The 18,584-nt window shown below is 59.8% G+C and carries 3 protein-coding genes and 1 pseudogene; 2 read left to right on the top strand and 2 right to left on the bottom strand.

Annotated features, from left to right (window positions below; translation table 11 throughout):
* Positions 1-138: 138 nt before the first annotated feature.
* Both rpoD and dnaG read right to left on the bottom strand, forming a co-directional pair.
* Positions 139-1,998: an RNA polymerase sigma factor RpoD gene (gene rpoD / locus ACILSL_RS18900; RefSeq protein WP_395733616.1), complete on the bottom strand. Its 1,860-nt coding sequence runs from the start codon at positions 1,996-1,998 to the stop codon at positions 139-141.
* A gap of 34 nt (positions 1,999-2,032) precedes the next feature.
* A complete protein-coding gene (gene dnaG / locus ACILSL_RS18895) occupies positions 2,033-3,874 on the bottom strand; it encodes a DNA primase (RefSeq protein WP_395733615.1) in 1,842 nt (613 codons plus the stop codon).
* A 274-nt stretch (positions 3,875-4,148) separates the two neighbouring features.
* Between dnaG and ACILSL_RS18890 the strand changes: the two are divergent.
* Both ACILSL_RS18890 and ACILSL_RS18885 read left to right on the top strand, forming a co-directional pair.
* Positions 4,149-12,755 (top strand): annotated as a pseudogene (locus ACILSL_RS18890) (autotransporter-associated beta strand repeat-containing protein); the annotation flags it as partial.
* A gap of 1,707 nt (positions 12,756-14,462) precedes the next feature.
* Complete coding sequence (locus tag ACILSL_RS18885; RefSeq protein WP_395733617.1) at positions 14,463-18,578, top strand: beta strand repeat-containing protein; 4,116 nt, start codon at positions 14,463-14,465, stop codon at positions 18,576-18,578.
* The last annotated feature ends 6 nt before the right edge of the window (positions 18,579-18,584 follow it).

Raw genomic sequence — 18,584 nt, 5'->3', positions numbered from 1 at the left:
AGGATCAAGAGTGCCTCCGGTCTGTCCCACACGCGCTCAGGCTGGTTGGCCGTCACCACCCAGTCTGAGTTCCAAGCTTGAGTTCAATCTCAGCCCAGAATCAGGACAACTCCACTCATACAAGGAGTGTCTGTCGTACTAGCCCGCACCAAAGAACCCACCGAGCTTCCGGATGCGTGTCGGGTGCCGCAGCTTGCGCAGGGCTTTGGCTTCGATCTGGCGGATGCGCTCGCGGGTGACCTGAAACTGCTTGCCCACTTCTTCGAGGGTGCGGCCTGCGCCGTCGCCGAGGCCGAAGCGCTGCTCCAGCACTTCGCGTTCGCGCGGGTTGAGGGTGTCGAGCACGTCGCGCAGCTTGTCGCGCAGCAGGTGCATGGCGGTGAGCTCCATGGGATTGCTCGCCTCCTTGTCCTCGATGAAGTCGCCGAATTCGGTGTCGCCTTCGCTTTCGCCCACCTTGGCCTGCATGGAAACGGGCTGCTGGGAGAGGCGCAGCACGGCGTTCACGCGATCCACGGGCAGATGGATTTCCTCGGCGATTTCCTCCGGTGTCGGGTCTCGCCCCAGCTCCTGCAGCAGCTGCTTGTGCACGCGCATGAGCTTGTTGATCGTCTCGATCATGTGCACCGGGATGCGGATGGTGCGCGCCTGATCGGCGATGCTGCGGGTGATGGCCTGACGGATCCACCAGGTGGCGTAGGTGCTGAATTTGTAGCCGCGCTGGTACTCAAACTTCTCCACCGCACGCATGAGGCCCATGTTGCCTTCTTGGATGAGGTCGAGGAAGGACAGACCGCGATTGGTGTATTTTTTGGCAATGGAGATGACCAGGCGCAGGTTCGCCTCGATCATCTCGGTCTTCGCCCGCGTGGAGCCGGACACGTGTTTGAGCGTGTCGGTGATGAGCGTACGGTAGTCCGCCGCCGTCATCCAGGATTCCTGCTCAAAGGCGCTGATGGCCTGCTGCGCGGTTTCGTTGCCGGGCTGCTCCTTCAGGGCGCGCTCCAGGCTGCCGAGATCGGTCAGGCGCTGCTGCAGCAGGGTGACGAAGTCCTCGGTGATCTTGGATTTGAAGTAAAACTTCTCGCAGGTGCGGAAAAACAAGGCGCGCAGGGTTTCAAACTCCTCCTGGCAGGCGGCGCGCTTTCGCGGGCCGGAGTTGATCATGGCGGTGAAGGCCTTGCTGGTCCTCTCATGGGTTTCACGCGCCTGATCCAGCAGCGGCTTGAGCTTTTTGAAATAGGCCTCGCGTTCATCCGACTTGCGGTCGCTGACGAGACGGTCAAAGCGTTCGACGCCGTTGCAAAGTGCTTCCGCAAACTGCAGGTAGGCCTGCCCGATGAAGCCGATGGTGTGCAGGCACTGGCGCATGCTCAGGTCGGCCTTTTCGATGCGCTTGGAGATGTTGATCTCCTGCTCACGGGTGAGCAGCGGCACCTGGCCCATCTGGCGCAGGTACATCCGCACCGGATCGTCAAACACATCCAGCTTGGCCGAGGCCGCGTCGCGTTCCGCCGTGATGCGCTCACGGGCGGCGTTGTGTCGGGCGGCGATGCCATCGACATCCTCGGTGATCTTGATTTCCATCGCGCGCAGGCGCGTGATGAGGGCATCCATCAGGTCCGGGGTGACGAATCCGGAGGGCAGGGCCTCATTGATGTCGTCCCAGGTCAGATGATCATGCTCACGGGCCGTACGGATCAGATCGCGCAGCCGCGCCTGAACGTCCGGAGAGTGGATGTCGTCATGCGTGGTGTTGGCAAAGTGCGTGATGCCTCCGACCTGCCCGCTTTTAGGCGGGCGGCCCCGGCGGCGTTTGAGCGGCTGGCCATCCGGCCCCACCTGGGCTGCAGGCTGCTCTTTGGGGGGATGGATGCGCGGTCTGCCGCGGCCACGTTTTTGTGGGGCGGCTTCGTCTTCGACAGCAGCAGGCCCGCCAGCCTGTCCGGCGGCGTTGCGAGAATGGGATCCGTTAAGTGGTTTTTTCGAGACGGCCATACTTACCTCGGTGGGGGTCCGGGACCTGCGTCAATCAGGGGGAGAAACTATTCGGGGCGGGTTTCGTACGGTCAAGGCATTCTTTGCGCCTTGCGATGAGTTCTATCTGCTGCTGTTGCAGGCGTTCGACCTCCTCTTCCGGCAGGTCACGCTGGCGTAATTTGGCCTCAATGCTCTGGATGAGGTTCTTCATCCGGACGAGTTCCAGGGTGTACAGGGCGCTTTTCGCATCTTCGAGTCCGCCGGGCAGTCGCGGGCGGGCCTGCAGCTGGGCAAAGGCGGCCTCCTGCTGCCGCTCCAGGCCCGCCATGAAGGCAAGCTGGGAGGATTCCTCCAGCGGATCATGGCGGCTGTGCACCAGCAGGGCCAGCATCTCCGTGCCAGGCACCTCGCGCAGCAGGTCTTCGCAGTCGGCCTCCCGCAGCCAGTACATGATCTCGGCATCGGCCAGGGCCATCTGGCAGAGTGCCAGAGCCGTCCGGTGCTGGGAGGCGAGCAGTTTCTTCGCCTCATCCACCACATTCACGGGTGCGGTTCCAGCCGTCTGACCACTCTTGGCTTCCTTCGCGGCGCGATTGACCATCGCCGAGAGCTGTTCCTCGGAGATTTCCAGCATCTTGGCCACTTTGTTGACGGCGGTGATGCGCTGGGCCACGCCGGTGAAGATGCTGATGGCGGAGGCCACCTGCTCGGCCATGCGCACGCGTTCCACCATGCTGTCAGACTTGGCGCTGGCTCGCAGCCGCCGGATTTGGTACTCCAGGAAGTCCGTGGCATTTCCCAGCACGCCCTGCAGCGCCTCAGTGCCCTGTTTGCGCAGCAGCGAGTCCGGGTCTTCTCCCTGGGGCAGGGAGGCCACCTTCACCGTCAGACCGATGGGGGAGAGGATTTGGAAGGCGCGCTCAGCCGCCTTGTAGCCCGCATTGTCGGAGTCATAGCAGAGCACGACTTCATTGCAGACGCGTTTAAGCAATTTGGCGTGGAGTTCCGTAAAGGCGGTGCCTTGCCCTGCCACCACATTTTGAAAACCAGCCTCATAGACCATGATCATGTCGATCTGGCCTTCACACACGATGGCCTCGCCTGCTTTGGAGATCGCACGCTTGGAGCGGTCAAAGCCGAAGAGCACCTTGCTCTTGCTGAAAAGCGAGGTCTCGGGGGAGTTGAGGTATTTGGCGGTTTTGGCCTCCGGATCGAGAACGCGCCCGCTGAAGGCGATCACATCCCCATGATCGTTGCGGATGGGAAACATCAGCCGGTCACGGAAGCGCGGGTAGGTGCCCCGGCGGCCTGAATCTTCATCGCTCTGCACAAAGAGGCCCGCCTCCACGAGGACACTCTCGGGGATCTTGGCCTGGGCGGCCCATTCGCGGAAAAAAGCGCCATGGGGCGGGGCGTAGCCCATCTGCCAGTTCTTCGCCACCTCCGCCGTGATGCCGCGGGATTTGAGGTAGTCGCGCGCGGGTGCGGCGATTTTGTGCTTCATCAGCAGCTGGTGGAACCATTCGGAAATCTCGCGGTGCGCGCGCAGCAGCAGGCTGCGGTGTTTGGCCTCCGCCTCCGCATTGGCATCCCACACCTCTTCCTCGATACGGATACCCGCAGCATCCGCCAGGCGTTTGACCGCCTCCACAAAGGACAGACCGTCATGCTCCATGACAAAACGGATGGAGGTGCCGCCGGCACCGCAGCCGAAGCAGTGGTAAGTATTGCGCGAGGGGCTGACATTGAAGGAGGGCGTGCGCTCATTGTGAAACGGGCAGAGGCCGAGGTAGTTCGTGCCCGCCTTGCGCAGCTTCACGGAACGCCCCACCAGCGCCACGATGTCCGTGGCGGCGATCACTTGCTGGATGGTTTCTTCTGGGATGCGTGACATTGCAGGGCAAAGAAGGTGTTGAGGGGGGACGAGGCCGCAACTGGTGATGCGGCTGGGAGTGCCAAAAATGGAGGCGAGGAACCGGTGGCAGATCCAGGCGGCAGATCAGCAAAGTGGTGGTGGCTTTATGCGGCATAAAGAAAAACAGAAGCTCAAACTCCTCCAAAGCTTACCAATGAACAAGCCATTCCCCAATGGCTCTGAATGAGAGGGTTAGCACAAAGTAAGCAATAAGTTCAGAATAAAAATAACGGCGGATTGCCATCTGCCCGTTATGCCCAGCCATTTGTCTCCCGCAGCCCTCAGTTTATCCACCCATCAGATGAAGAAATCCAGCGTTCTCTTGGACACCCTGCGTCGTCATTTTACGCGACCGATCGCCACTGCAATGGCGGTGTTTTTTCCTTTCTGGGCCCTTCAGGTTCAAGGGGCTACTTTGTATTACAACGGCTCTGATGGTCAGTGGAATACCACGGCGACCAACTGGTCCTTTGACAGCAGTCTGTCAGACACCGCAAACTGGCTCAATGGTGAGGTGGCTATCTTTGGCGGCGTTCCTGGAACCATCACCGTGGGCGGGCCGATCACCGCGGGCGGTCTGACCTTTGGCAGCGACGGCAACGTCATCACCGGTGGCACGCTGACACTGAGCACCGTTGCTGGAGCGAACTCTTCCGTCATCAATGTGGGCACCTTCAAGGGGGCTCAAATTGATTCCATCATCGCAGGATCTTCAGGGCTGACTAAAACCGGCAACGGCACGCTCAGGCTCGGCAGCAATGCCAACACCTTCACGGGGGATGTGGTCATCAACGGCGGTGCTGTCGTCATTACAAAGGAGGCCCAGCTCGGCGCGGGCACCTCAATCATTTCGGTCAATGGCCTGGCGAACACCGGCAATCCGGGGTACAGCGGCGGCAGCCTTGTTTTGCAGGGCGGGCTCGCGGGAATGACGATCAATCGTGACATCAGCCTGTCAGGTCGCGGCCCGGGTGCCATCAACAACGGCGGTGCTCTCATCAGCGTGGGCAACAACACGATCGCCGGAAATCTGGTCATTGGCGGCACGGCTTCCCAGGGGAATGTTGTTTCGACCCATGGCATCACGACGATTTCAGGGGATGTCCAGCTCGGCAACGGCAGCACGCAGACGTTCTTTGGCAACGGCAACTTCATCATCTCGGGGCAGGTGACCAGCTTTGAAGTCGCCAATGACCGGTTTGCCAAAGCTGGCACGGTCTATGGCACCACGATGTGGCTGCAGAATGCGAACAACAATTTTGCCCAGTCCCTCCGCATTGATTCCGGCACCGTGCGTGTCTCCACAAACGGCGCCCTTGGCACCAACCCCAGCACGCAGTCGATTGACCTCAACAACGGCATTCTGGAAGTCCGCACCGACACACCCGGCGTGGGCAGTGCTGATTTTTCGACACGAAAAATATTCAACCGTGACAATACCAACACGGGCATCTTCGTGAGCCGTGATGTCAATGGCAGCGCCATCAACCAGACCGTGACGTTTGGGGAAACGCGGGCCACGGGGACGAATGTCAATTTCCGCATCACGGGCCGGGACGGCTTCAATGTCACCCTGCAGGGCTTGAACAATTCCCCGGCAGGCGTCATGGGGACGGGCGGTACGAACAACACGCTCATTGAAAACAATTCGAACGGCCTGCTCACTCTTGCGACCAGCAGCCTGTGGAACCAGACGGACACCACGGCGCGTACGCTGACCATTCAGGGCAATGGCGACACCTTGCTGACTGGCAGCCTCACGGCCGCAGGCGCTGCGCACGTCGTGTCCAAGGGAGGATCCGGCACGCTCACCATCCGGGGCACATCCAGCAATTTCCTGGGCAGCTTCAACGTCAATGCCGGCACCTTGGCGATCAATTCCTTCGGTGCGATCAACAGCGGCACAAGCGGTGCCTTGCAGCTCAGCAGCGGTGCTTTGAACTACCTGGGTGCCGCTGGCACGGGTGCGGGTGAAACCGTCACCAAGGCCATCAATCTGACCAGCACGACGGGATCAGGAATCATCCTGGCCAATCAGACGGGCAGCAGCCCTTCGGCTTTGATTATTGCAAACAACATTGCCGCCACGGGTGCAGGGATCAAAAATCTGTATCTGGGTGGCGAAAGCACGCTGCAAAATGAGATCCGGGGTGTGATTCAGGACAACAACGGCACCAACAAGACCTCGCTGATCAAGATCGGCTCTGGCACATGGCTTTATGATCCATCAGCCTCCAACTACGTGACTGCGGGTGCCGCGGGCGTGACAACCACCGGTGGTGGTGCGGTGCAAACCAACAGCTTCACCGTTTCCAATGCCGCTGGCCTCGTTGTGGGACAAACGGTCTCGGGAACCAACATCCCGGGCGGTTCGATCATCACCGCGATCAATGGAAACACCATCACGATCAACACCACCATTGGCACCGCTGTTGCCAATGCCACGGCGCTGACGTTTGGCACGGTGAGCAATTTCACAGGCACCGTGACGGTCGCGGGTGGAACGCTTCAAATCAAGGCGACTGCTGGCAGCGGCTCCGGCTCGGATGTTATCAACAACACTTCCGCGCTCATTTTCAACGCCGATCCCTTGAACACCAATCAAGCGGCGGGCGGCACCTTTGAGTATCTGGGCTTCAGCGGCGGTGCGCTGACGGAGTCCCTCGGCGCTTTGACCCTGACTGCGGGTGCGGGCACCATCAAGATCACTTCTGGCGGCGGTGCCACAGGGCTGATTTTCTCCTCGCTGGCCACGCCTGCGATCGGCACGGGCTTGAACATTATCGGCGATGGCACGGTGACGCTGACCGGAGTTGCCACAAGCACCGCCACGACGCTGACCGGGAATGGTCGTATCTACTTCAACGGCGCTGACTTCGCCCGTTCCAACGGCGGGGTGCTGCTGGCACCCGTTTACGATACGGACGCTGGCTTTGTGACCGCTGGAGCGGCCCTCACGGCTGCCAGTCACAATTTGGTTTCCAGCGACACGAGTTCGGGTGCGCTCACCATCAGTTCCTTGAAAATACTCGGCAGCCGGACCGTGGACCAGACGGGACTCCTCACGATCAACGTGGGGTCAAACACTTCGGGCGGTATTCTGCAGACGGGTGGCTCGGGCACGATCAGCGGCACTGGCGTGACTACGGGCGGCAATCAGGATCTCGTCGTTCGCGTGGATGGCCTCGCAGACTCCCTGCTGATTTCGGCGCCGATCACCGCCACGACCACCGGCGGACTTACCAAGAACGGATCGGGCACCTTGATCTTGAGCGGTGCCAACGCCGAGACGGGTACGGTCACCGTGAATGAGGGGACTTTGCAAATGTCCGGCGCAGGTGTGCTGGGCGGTGCCAATATCAATCTTACGATCCGTCAGGGAGCCACCTTTGATCTCAACGGGGTGAACCTTGGTACCGTCGCATCGGGAACCAATTCGATCAACTCGCTGAACGGCGCCGGCATCATCACCAACAGCGCAGCGGGCGGGACGGCCGCCCTGCGGTTTGGCAGCAACAACGGGGGCGGTGTCTTCACCGGCCTGATTCAGGATGGAGCCACTGCGGACGTGGAGTTGGTGAAAACGGGATCGGGCACCGTGGCACTTACCAGCGCCAACACCTTTTCAGGAGCGGTGACCATTCTTGGCGGAAATCTGGACATTCCGAACATCGCCGACATCGGCGTGGCCAGCGGCATCGGCATGGGGGATGCCACCAGCGACGCGACCAACGCAGCCAGCCTCATTCTCAATGGAGGTTCCCTGCGTTATGTCGGAACCAACTCCGGCGGTGCGGTCACCGCAACCCAGACCCCGTCTGTCAGCATCAATCGCTTGTTCACTCTGGCCGGAAGCGGCACCATCGCCTCCTTTGGCAGCTACGGGAATCTGACTGCCGGGCGTAACAACAACAATGCGGCGCTCATTTTCAACAACACCGCGGATCTGGCTTTCAGCGGGACCGGTGCCCGCACCCTCACGCTTGACGGCGATTCGCAGGGCGATAACGAAATCGCCATCCATCTGATCGACAATCCCAACGGCGGTGCGCTCTCGCTGACCAAAAACGGTGCGGGTTTGTGGATTCTCAATCCATCAACCGCGAACACCTACACGGGCACGACCACCATCACTGGCGGAGCTCTCCAGGCGGTGGACGGCGCAGGCCTGTCATCCGGCAGCAATCTTCTGCTCAATGGCGGTGTGTATCAGACTTCCGGCACATTCAACCGGGCCCTGGGCACGGGCGCCGGGGAGTTGCGGTTTGCCGCCTACGGTAATGGAGGTTTCTCATCTGGCACATCCAAGCTGACTGTGGATTTTGGCTCTCTGGGCACACCAGTGTGGGGATCGACCGCCAATTTCATCGGTGCGGGTGCGTTGATTCTCAACAACGCCACCTCCCTGGCGGACGTCGAAATCAAAGGCAATTTCGACCTGGCAGCAGGCATCAGCAAGTCCATCAATGTGACGACGACGGCTGGAAGTGCCACCGTCAATCTGACCAGCGGGACCACGGACGGACTGACCATTGGCCAGGTATTCACTGGCAACTCCAACATTCCCGCCGGGCTTTATATCACAGCCATCAACAGCTCGACTCAGTTTACCCTGAGTTCGGGCACGGGAGTCCTCGCCGCCGCTGGCGCTGCAACAACAGTGACGGGTGAAGGCTGGCGTCAGATCCAGGTGGATGACAATGGCAGCACCAATCTTGATTTCGCCACGATCTCGGGTGTGATCGGCGGCACGGGCGGTCTCAGCAAGATCGGTAGCGCAGGTCTTATTCTCGGGAATGACAACACCTACAGCGGCAGGACAGTCATCCGTCAGGATGCCGTTTATGTGACATCCATTGGCGCCGACGGGGCGACTTCTTCCAGTTTCGGCACGAACGTCGGTGGTGGCATTTTGGAACTGGGCAATCCCAGCACCAGCACCACCGTCAGCCTGATGTACGTCGGCACGGGAGAAACCACCACGCGCGAGATCGACCTCACTGGCACCACTGGAACCCGGCGCATCGACTCCAGCGGCACCGGGGCGCTGATCCTCACCAACTTGAAAAACACCACGGCGACGTCGGTGAACACCATCAGCGGCGACAAGACCTTGGAAATCCGGGGCACCAACACGGACGCCAACATGATCACCTCCGTGCTTTCTGACAATGCGCAAGGGCTGGGCACGCCTGCCTTTGGGGGCGTGGGCGCCTTGCGCCTGCTCAAGACCGATGGCGGTGTCTGGATCTTGAACGCCGCCAACACCTACACAGGCGGCACCCGGGTGGACGGCGGCCTTCTCGGCATTGCCAGCACGGGGTCTCTCGGTGCAGCCGGCCCCACGGGTTTGACTTCCGCTGCGGTCAACAATTCCGCCACGATCACACTGGCGACTGGAACCACGGCCGGTTTGGTCGTGGGCATGAACATCAACGGAACTGGCATCGCTTATGGCGACACCATTGCCAGCATCACCAGCGCCACGTCGTTTACGATTTCTGCAGCTCGCACGATCCCGGTGAACGCCCAGCTGGTCTTTGGCGGGCTTTTGATGTCGAACGCCGGGATCTTTGCCACCGATCCGTCAGGATTGACCATCTCACAGCCCGTGATCTTGAACAACAACACGACGGCCGTTTTTGCCGGTGCAAATCCCATCACCATCAATGGAGACGTGATCAAAAACTCCGGCGGTAATGACAACAACCTGAGCAACAATCTTGAGGGCGGCGCGCTTCTTACCGTCAACGGCAATTTCCTCAATTTCCAGAACGCCGCTGGCACACGCCAGTTCAACATCCGCGGCTATGGTTCGACGATATGGAACGGGGACATCAAGAACAACGCCCTGCTTTCGACCTCTCTCACGCGTCTTGACATTCGCATTGCCAACGAGGCCTCCTTCACCATTGGCAGTGCCACCACGCTGACTGGCGGCATTGCGCTTGGCCAGGGAACGCTTGTTGTTGGCAATGTCAAAGCGCTCGGGACTGCCACCAATGCCCTGATTCTTTATGGCGGTGTTTTGACGTCATCGTTTGATCTGACGGGAGTCAACAAACTGGTGAACGCCGTGACGATTGCCGGTGACCCGGCGGTCATCAATGGCACGCAAAGCATCGAGTTTGGCGCATCGTTGACCAACAACGGCGCCACCCGTGTTTTGCAGAATGATCTCGATGCCGGGTCTGGGGCTGTGCTCACCCTTTCGGGAGGTGTCAATCTTTCGGAATCAGGCACCAACCGTACCATGATCATTGCCGGCTCCGGGACGACCAACATCACAAGCGCCATTGTCAATGGCAGCACGGCCACGGCCTCTGCGCTGCTGTTTCAGGGCAACGCTTTGAATCTCTCCGGCACCAACACCTTTGGTGGAGCCCTGACAATCAATCGCGGCACCGTCACCATCAGCGGCACCGGCGGTAGTATCAACACCACCTCAGGGGTCACGCTTAATGCGGGCGGTGTGCTGGCGCTGGATAACAGCGGTGGAAACAACGCCAGCGGTCGTGTGGCTGGGCGCGCATTTACCTTCAATGGCGGCACCTTGAGCTTGATCGGGAACAACACCTCTGAGTCGGTTGGTGTTGCCACCGTGAACAGCATCATGGGAACCATCAGCATGTCCGGCACGGGCAGCAACACGCTGACCTTTGGCACGGCCAATTTCGCCAACTCCGGTTCTTCCTGGGATCTTTCCGGCATCACCGGCCTGGGAACCACGAACAAGGTGAAGATCACCACTTACCAGCAAGGTGGCGCCACGTTTACCAACGCCATCCTGCCGCGCATCATTATTACGGACGACTTCGCCGCCTATGACACCACCAACGGTGTGGTGGCTTTCACTGCTTACAACAACACCAGCGATCTGAACGCAGCGGCCAACGGCGACACAATGAACGTGACCGCAGCGGCCAATGTCTCGCTGTCGCGTACATTGAACGCCCTGAAGATCAACGGCAGCGGCCTCTCCATCACCAGCACGGGGAATCGTGTGCTTAACCTCACCACGGGTTCTCTCATCAGCACCGGCGGTGACAACACGCTGGCTGTCTCACAGGTGAACCTGGGCGGCGGCGGGGGCTATTTCCAGGTGCAGGCCGGCACCACACTGCATGTGACCTCCACTTTGATCAACGGCCAGCTCAGCAAGGTGGGCGGTGGTACTTTGGGCACCCTGCAGCTCAACGCCGGGCTCAATGCCATCTTCCCGTCGGTCAACAGTCTCAACATCGGCATCGGCGCCACCGTGGATCTCAACGGCAGCACTCAATATATCGGCAATCTGACTGGCGGCGGTAACTTGCCAAACTCGGCTGGCACCCTGACCAACACGGCGCTGACCACCAGCACCTTTGTCACCAATGGCGGCGGCACTTTCGGGGGGATCATTTCTGGCGGCATCAATCTGGGCCGCGTCGGTGGTGGCACCCTCACGCTGGAGACGGCGCAGACTTACACCGGCACCACCTCGCTTTTGGGCGGCACCACCACGCTCGAAAATGATGCCTCACTCCTCACCACCTCAGCCATCGAGATCAATGGAGCCACCTTGATCGCCACCAGCAACACCAGTCTGCAGACGCAGAACAATGACCGCATTGGCGATGGCATCGCCATCACACTTCGGGCGGGCAACATTCAGATCAACGGCCGGGTCAACACGATGGCCACTGAAAAACTGGGTGACATCTATTCAGCGCAGGGCGCGAACAGCATTCAGGCCGCGACCGGTGGCACTGGTACCGCCGGGGCGTTCACCGCCCAGGATCTGACGATTGCCAGCCTGACGCGTTCCGCTGGGTCGACGATGAATTTCCTCGGATCTACTGCGCTCGGCAGCATTGGCAATTTCCCCCGCATTGTGTTCACGTCTGCGCCCACCACCTATGGTGATGGCGTTCTGGGAGCCTGGGCCATTTCAAACTCCAATGACTACGCCGCCTACAACACCACCAACGGTGTGGGCACGGTGGGGAACGGTGGCTTTGCGGGTTATTCGGCAGTGTTTGGCAGTGGCAACATCACAGACCTCGGAACTTACTCCGTCACTCCAATAACAACCACCCTGTCTGGCACCACCACCGCCAGCATGCTTCGGTTGAGCGGCAATTTCACCAACAACATCGCCTTCACCAGCAGCAGCGATGTCCTTAACCTTGAGCTTGGTGGCATCCTTCGCACCAACAACCCCTTTGACACGAGCTTTGGCACTGCGGCCATCCGGGGTGTGATCACCGCCGGCGGCACGGAAACGAGCGGGACTCGCGAGCTCATTGTTTACAACACCAGCACCTCCAATCCATCGTTTACCAATCCTAATTCTGCCGGTGGCATCGTTGCTGGTTCTCCGGTGGTGATCATGAATTCAACGATTGGCATCCAGCCGGGCATGACCCTGGCCAATGCCAATTTCCCCGCTGGCACCACGGTCGTGTCCGTGGACAGCCTGACGCAGATCACCCTGAGCAACAATGCCACTGCGAGTGCGCAAAACCAAACCTTCACCGCTGGTGCGTTGGTCAGCGGCACCACCACCTTGGGGTCGTCTCAGATCACGATGAACTCCACCACCGGCATCGCGCCGGGCATGACACTCACCGGCACCGGCATCCCTGCCGGCACTTATGTCGTGTCTGTGGACGGTCCCACCCAGGTCACGCTCAGCCAGGTCGCCACTGCCGCCGGCAGTGGGCTTACATTCACCGTCGGCATGAACAACCTGATCATCAATTCGGTCATCGCCGACAATGGCTTTGGCAACAAAGTTTCATTCGTGAAGTCCGGCACTGGCATTGTCAACCTGTCTGCCAACAACACCTACACGGGCGGTACCGTCGTGGCTCAGGGCACGCTGAATTTGGTCGGCACCGGAGTGGTCCTCCCGGCGGGAGGTCTGACCATCAACAACGCGGCGGTCACCATGCTCAGCAATGTTGGGCAGATCGATGCATCCAATGATGTCACTTTGGTTGGCAGTTCCACCCTCACACTGGCTGGCGGCCTGGGGCTGAACAACACGCTCAAGAGCATCACGTTCAACAACAATGGCGGCTCCGGCACACCCACCATCACGAATCAGGCCAACAGCATCCTCACGCTCACTTCCTCTGCGCCGGTCACCGTCACCAGCAGCAATGCCTCCACGGTTGCTACGATCAACGGCGGCTTCCTGGCCCTCGGCAGTGGTGACAACACCTTCAGCATCCAGGCACCGACATTGAATGGTCAGGTTTACACCGGGCTTGCTGCTTCCCTGAACATCACTTCGGCGATCACGGGCACGGGAACCCGGATTCTTAAAACGGACAACGGACTGCTCCAGCTCAGCGGCCAGAGCACTTTTGATGGTGGCCTGGCAGTGCAGCAAGGCGGGATCATTCTTGGGACCAACAGCACATCCACCGCTCCGAATTCACTTCTCTCCGGCCCCCTGGGTGTCGGCACCGTGTCTTTTGCAGACGGCACCATCCTGCTGGTGGACAACAACAGCCGCACGGTGGCCAACGCCATGAGCTTTGCTGGCACCCCGATCTTCAACAACATCGGCACCAACTTGACCACACTCACCTTGAACGGTGCCCTGAGCTTTGACACCCTGGCCACCACCGGCGTTGTGATCAATATTCCCACCCCGTATCTCAATGTGGTGCTCGGCGGCCCCATTGCCAACATAGGCTCGATCACCTTTGGAGGAACGGGCGCCAACACCATCAGCAAGTCCGGCCTGGGCAACATCACTGGGATCAATCTCAACGGCTACAACACTGGCGTTTCGGTTAACATTGGTGGCTTGACCAGCAGCACCTCCTTCTCGCTTTTGGTCGATGGGGACAGAACCGGCTCATTCGAGACGATTGCCCTCGGCGACATTGCATGGGAGTCCACAGCAGCAGGCACGACCTTGTCGCTTACCATCGGTCGCGCGGGCACCAGCGATTATTTCCCGCTGGCTGTCAACAAGGTGGTCGCGCCAAGCAGCTTTACCTCATCCTCTCTGCCCAACGGTCTCATCGTGACCAATAACAACAACTACGGCCTGCTTCTGGCGGACAACATCACGTTCAATACGGTATCCACCAATCAGGGACCCAACTTCAACGTGGTGAATGGCAGCACTTCGCTGCAGCTTGATGGGCTGATCCTTGGTGGCGTGCTTTCGGGCGGCCCGACCGGTGCATCGGCCGTGGTTCTCACCAAATCCGGTGCTGGTGTGCTGTCGTTGACCAACACGGGCAACACGTTTGGCGGTGGTGGTTCCATCATCGACATCACAGCCGGGTTGATTGCCGCATCCTCCGACGCCGTACTGGGCGATTCAGGCAACATTGTCCGACTCAGCGGTAACAATCTTGGCTATGGCTTCCGCGCCACCGGCACCTTTGCCACCTCCCGTACTTTCAACCTCAACTCCGCCGCAGGTGAAATTGAAGTGACACAGGGCAATACTCTGACGCTGAACAATGCCTTCACCTTTGCTTCGGCCAACAATGCTTTGAGGAAGTATGACCTCGGTACTCTCGTGCTGACATCTCCCGAGACCGGCTGGAACGGGGTCATGTTTGTCCAGCAGGGCGTGCTGAGAGTTTCCAATGGCAACCAGCTTGGCAATGCCTCCTCCACCACGAGTTCAACGGCGACCACGGGAGCCTCCGGTCAGACCGTCCTCACGCCGACCGGTGGCACAGCCAATTATGGGGTGGGTCAGATGGTGTTTGGATCGGGGATTGCAGCAGACACATTCATCACCGCCGTCAGCGGCACGACGATCACTCTCAGCGCCAACACGACTGCGGCGAATCCTACCATCACAACCTCCGCAGGTGGAATCTTGATGTCAAACGTCGGTTCTGCCCTTGAACTGACCGGCGGAGCGACGGTGGCAGATGGCATTTTCATCAATGCCTCCAACAATGCGACCAACAACGGCATCAACGGTGGCGGAGCCATCCGCAGTACGACAGGGACGAACACCGTGTCCGGTCTGATCACCATCGCGACACCAACGGCAGACGGCCAGATGCGTGCCGTGACGCTCGCGGCTGATGCAGGTGCCACGCTCAACATCACCGGCGGCGTGCTGGGCCAGGTGGGCACAGCGGGTGTCAATCGTCATTCCTGGGTCGGGATCGGCGGTGAAGGCACCACCAACATCACCACCACCGGCTTCACCAACACGGGAACCCTGGGCATCTACCAGCTTAACAAGTTCGGCGCAGGCACGCTGAATGTTCAGGTGGCAAACGCCTTTTCTGGCCGGGATGTCTTCGTCAAGCAAGGCACGCTGTCCTTGAATGGTGCCGGCACTTTCAGTACGCTGGGTTCAGGCCAGGGCACGCTGCGCACGATTTATGTGCATGATGTTGGCACTCTGGTGCTCGACAACTCCGGCTCCAACGTCAGCAACCGCCTCGGCAATGCGGCGCTGAGTTTCCAAGGTTCCGATTTCCAGATCATTGGCAGCAGCTCCGCCACCACGACGGAAACGACCACCGGCGCGATGACCTTGAATGCCGGCGCATCGGTCTTCACGCTGGATGCTGGCGTGGGCCAGCAGCTGAATTTCACCACGGCGGCGGTGACGCGCAATGCCGGCTCCACCCTGCTCATCCGTGCGGATGGTTTTGGCAATGCAGCGGGCGCCAACGTGGCCACCATTCAGGGCAGCACCGCCACCTACACCTTCACCGGCCAGCTGGGGGCCACAGGAACGACCAACAAATCAATCCTGGGTTGGGCCATTGGAGACACCAGCGTGACTGGCGGGGGCATCGGTTTCGTCACGGCAGATTCCGCCGCCGCAGGCGCCAATGCTGGAACCAACCGGCTTCGTCTTCTGAGTGGTTCTGAACAGGTCACCATTCTCTCGACGGCTGGCACCAATGTGAATCTGTCCAGTGCCGCCAATTTGGCAGCTTCTCTCTCCATCAATTCCCTGCAACTCGGCAGTGGTGGCGGCATCACCCTCTCAGGCGGCGCGGTTCTGACCTTGGAAAGCGGTGCGCTGCTGGTGCAGGCCGGCAACAGCGGAATCTCTGGCACGGGAACTCTCACCGCTGCCAGCAATCGGGAACTGATTGTTTACACGGTTGGAGATCTGACCTTGGGCGTCGCCATCACCGGAACCAGCGGAGGCCTCACCAAGTCGGGCGAGGGCACACTGACTCTTGCCGCTGGCAACACCTTTGCCGGCACAGTCACGATCAACCAGGGCACGCTGATGATCGGCGGTGGTGATTTCAGCCTGACTCCAAACCAGACTTTGCAGCTTCTTGGAGGCAATCTTGACCTCAACGGCACGGTGCAAAACATCAACAACCTCCAGGCTCAGACAGGAGCCTTGGCCGTCAATGACGGATTTGCACCCAATACAGCCGGTTATGTGATCAATACTTCGGCCTCCCAGGCCACCTTGGCGCTGACCACTGCCAATGTGAGTTTCCGTGGTGCCATTGGAAATAACAATGCGGGACAGAGCAACATCGCCGTGGTGCGGTCCGGTGCTGCGGGTTCAACGGTCGATTGGAATCTCTATGGTGACAATACCTACACCGGTGCCACCCTTCTCAACGGCGGACGCACTCAGCTTATTGATGGTGGAAGATTGAGCGGAACGTCCTCCATTGAAATTTCAAACGCCACTTTGCTGGTCACCACCGGCAATATCACCGTCGAGTCGGTGAGCCTCACGGATCGCATCAATGACGCGGCTTCAATCACTCTGAACGGAGCCATGTTCCAATGGCGCACCCGAGCCTCTCTCTACAGCACGGAACAACTCGGGGCAGTTAAGCTCGGATATGGCAGCAGCATCATTGATTTCGCGGAACCAGGCTCGAATGTGAACCAGTCAGATGTCACCTTCGCCAGCTTTGCGCAGCTTGCCGGGCAGCATGGCACGGTGCGTTTCGTGAACATTGATGGCAATATTTCCGCCCTGCAGCGCCTGTTCATCTCCAATCTCAACGGTGTTGCCACGACCAATCTCGGGGACGGTCTGACCAACAACCTCATCGGCGGCTGGGCCACCTTTGAGCGTGAATTTGCCAGCTACACCCCAAGTCAAGGTGTTGCAGGTCTGACCAACAACGGCTATGCGGGCTACTCGCCCAACACCATTTTCACCGGCACCGCGACTGACAACGTGCGCATTCTGCTGCCAGTTGCCGGATCGACCACGACCCTGACGGCAGACGCCACTCTCAACAGTCTGAACCTCCAGGCAAACACGGGGGCCACCGGCAGCAGCGTGCTCGATCTGGGCGGCAAAACGCTGACGCTTGCAAGCGGAGGTCTGATCGCGTCACCGATTGCCACGGCAGCCTCAGCCAACAGCATCAGCATCATCAACGGTAGTTTGACCGCAGGCACCACTTCCAGTCCGGCGGACCTCTACCTCCATGCGCTGAGCTGGCTCAACAATCAGGCGGACAACACCGGCAATGCGGATGTCACCGTGTCTGCCAACATCGTCAACAACGCGGCGGGAGGTGCTGTGGCTCTGGTGATTGATGGCAATCAGGGGCGCGGAACGCTGAACGCCACCAATGACGTGTTCATCACAGGATCCAACACCTACACGGGCGGCACCTGGGTGAACTCGGGCCGCATCGTCCTGAACAATGCTGCGGCAGACGGAGTCACCACCTTCGCAGTGCCTGGAAATCTGACCATTTCGGGCGGCTACAGCAGCAATCCGGCGGTCTACACCGACCGCAACACCCAGGTGATTCTGGGCGCGTCCAACCAGATGGCAAACACTGGGGTCGTGACCATCCTGGGCGGTGCCACATTTGACCTGAACAACTTCAACCAGACGGTTGGTGGCGTGGTGTTCAACAACAACGGCGGCAACTCGCCGGTCCTGAACGTCGGCACGGGGAGCTTCACTTTGAATGGCAACCTGACCGCAACTTCCCAGAACCTAGGCGCGGTGTCGCAGCTCGGCGTCGTGATGACCGCTTCCACCACCAATGGAAATAGCACGGTGACGGTCACCAGTACGGCTGGGCTGACTGTCGGCACTGCCGTCGTCGGGCTGGGTGTTCCGGCCAACGCCACGATCGCCTCCATTCTCAATGCAACCCAGTTCACTCTCTCTGTGAATGCGAACGCCACAGCAACCACCAACCAGCTGGCTTTCCTGGGGGCTGGCGCCATCGATCTCAACGGCGCGGTCCGTACGTTCGAGATCAATCCTGTGCAATGGAATGGCGAGATCCTCTCCCCAACTCTTTCGACTTTGGACATCAACGCCCCATTGACGGGGGCTGGGGCATCCGGCATCAACAAGACGGGAGCCGGGAACCTGACCCTCAAAGGTGCCAGCACGTATGCAGGGACCACGACGGTGTCGGCCGGCAAAATTACCTATGGCGTCACTGATGCACTGCCAACGCTGACGGCGCTGACGGTGCTGACGGGTGGCACGGTGGAGCTGAACGGCTTCAACGGCACCGTGGGTTCTCTGGCCAGCGAAAACGCTGTCGCTGGGGGAATCATCACCAACACTGCTTCCGGCACCACCTCGACATTCACGGCCGGTGGAGACAATACCAGCACGATCTTCGGTGGCACGATCACCAACAGCTCAAACTCGACGCTGAATTTCAGCAAGGCCGGAACAGGAATCCTGACGCTGACAGGTGCCAACACCTACACGGGCAGGACCTAGATCAAA

This window comes from Prosthecobacter sp., assembly GCF_044222345.1.
In the GTDB taxonomy this organism is placed as follows: domain Bacteria; phylum Verrucomicrobiota; class Verrucomicrobiia; order Verrucomicrobiales; family Verrucomicrobiaceae; genus Prosthecobacter.
This window is presented reverse-complemented; position numbering and strand designations above follow the sequence as displayed.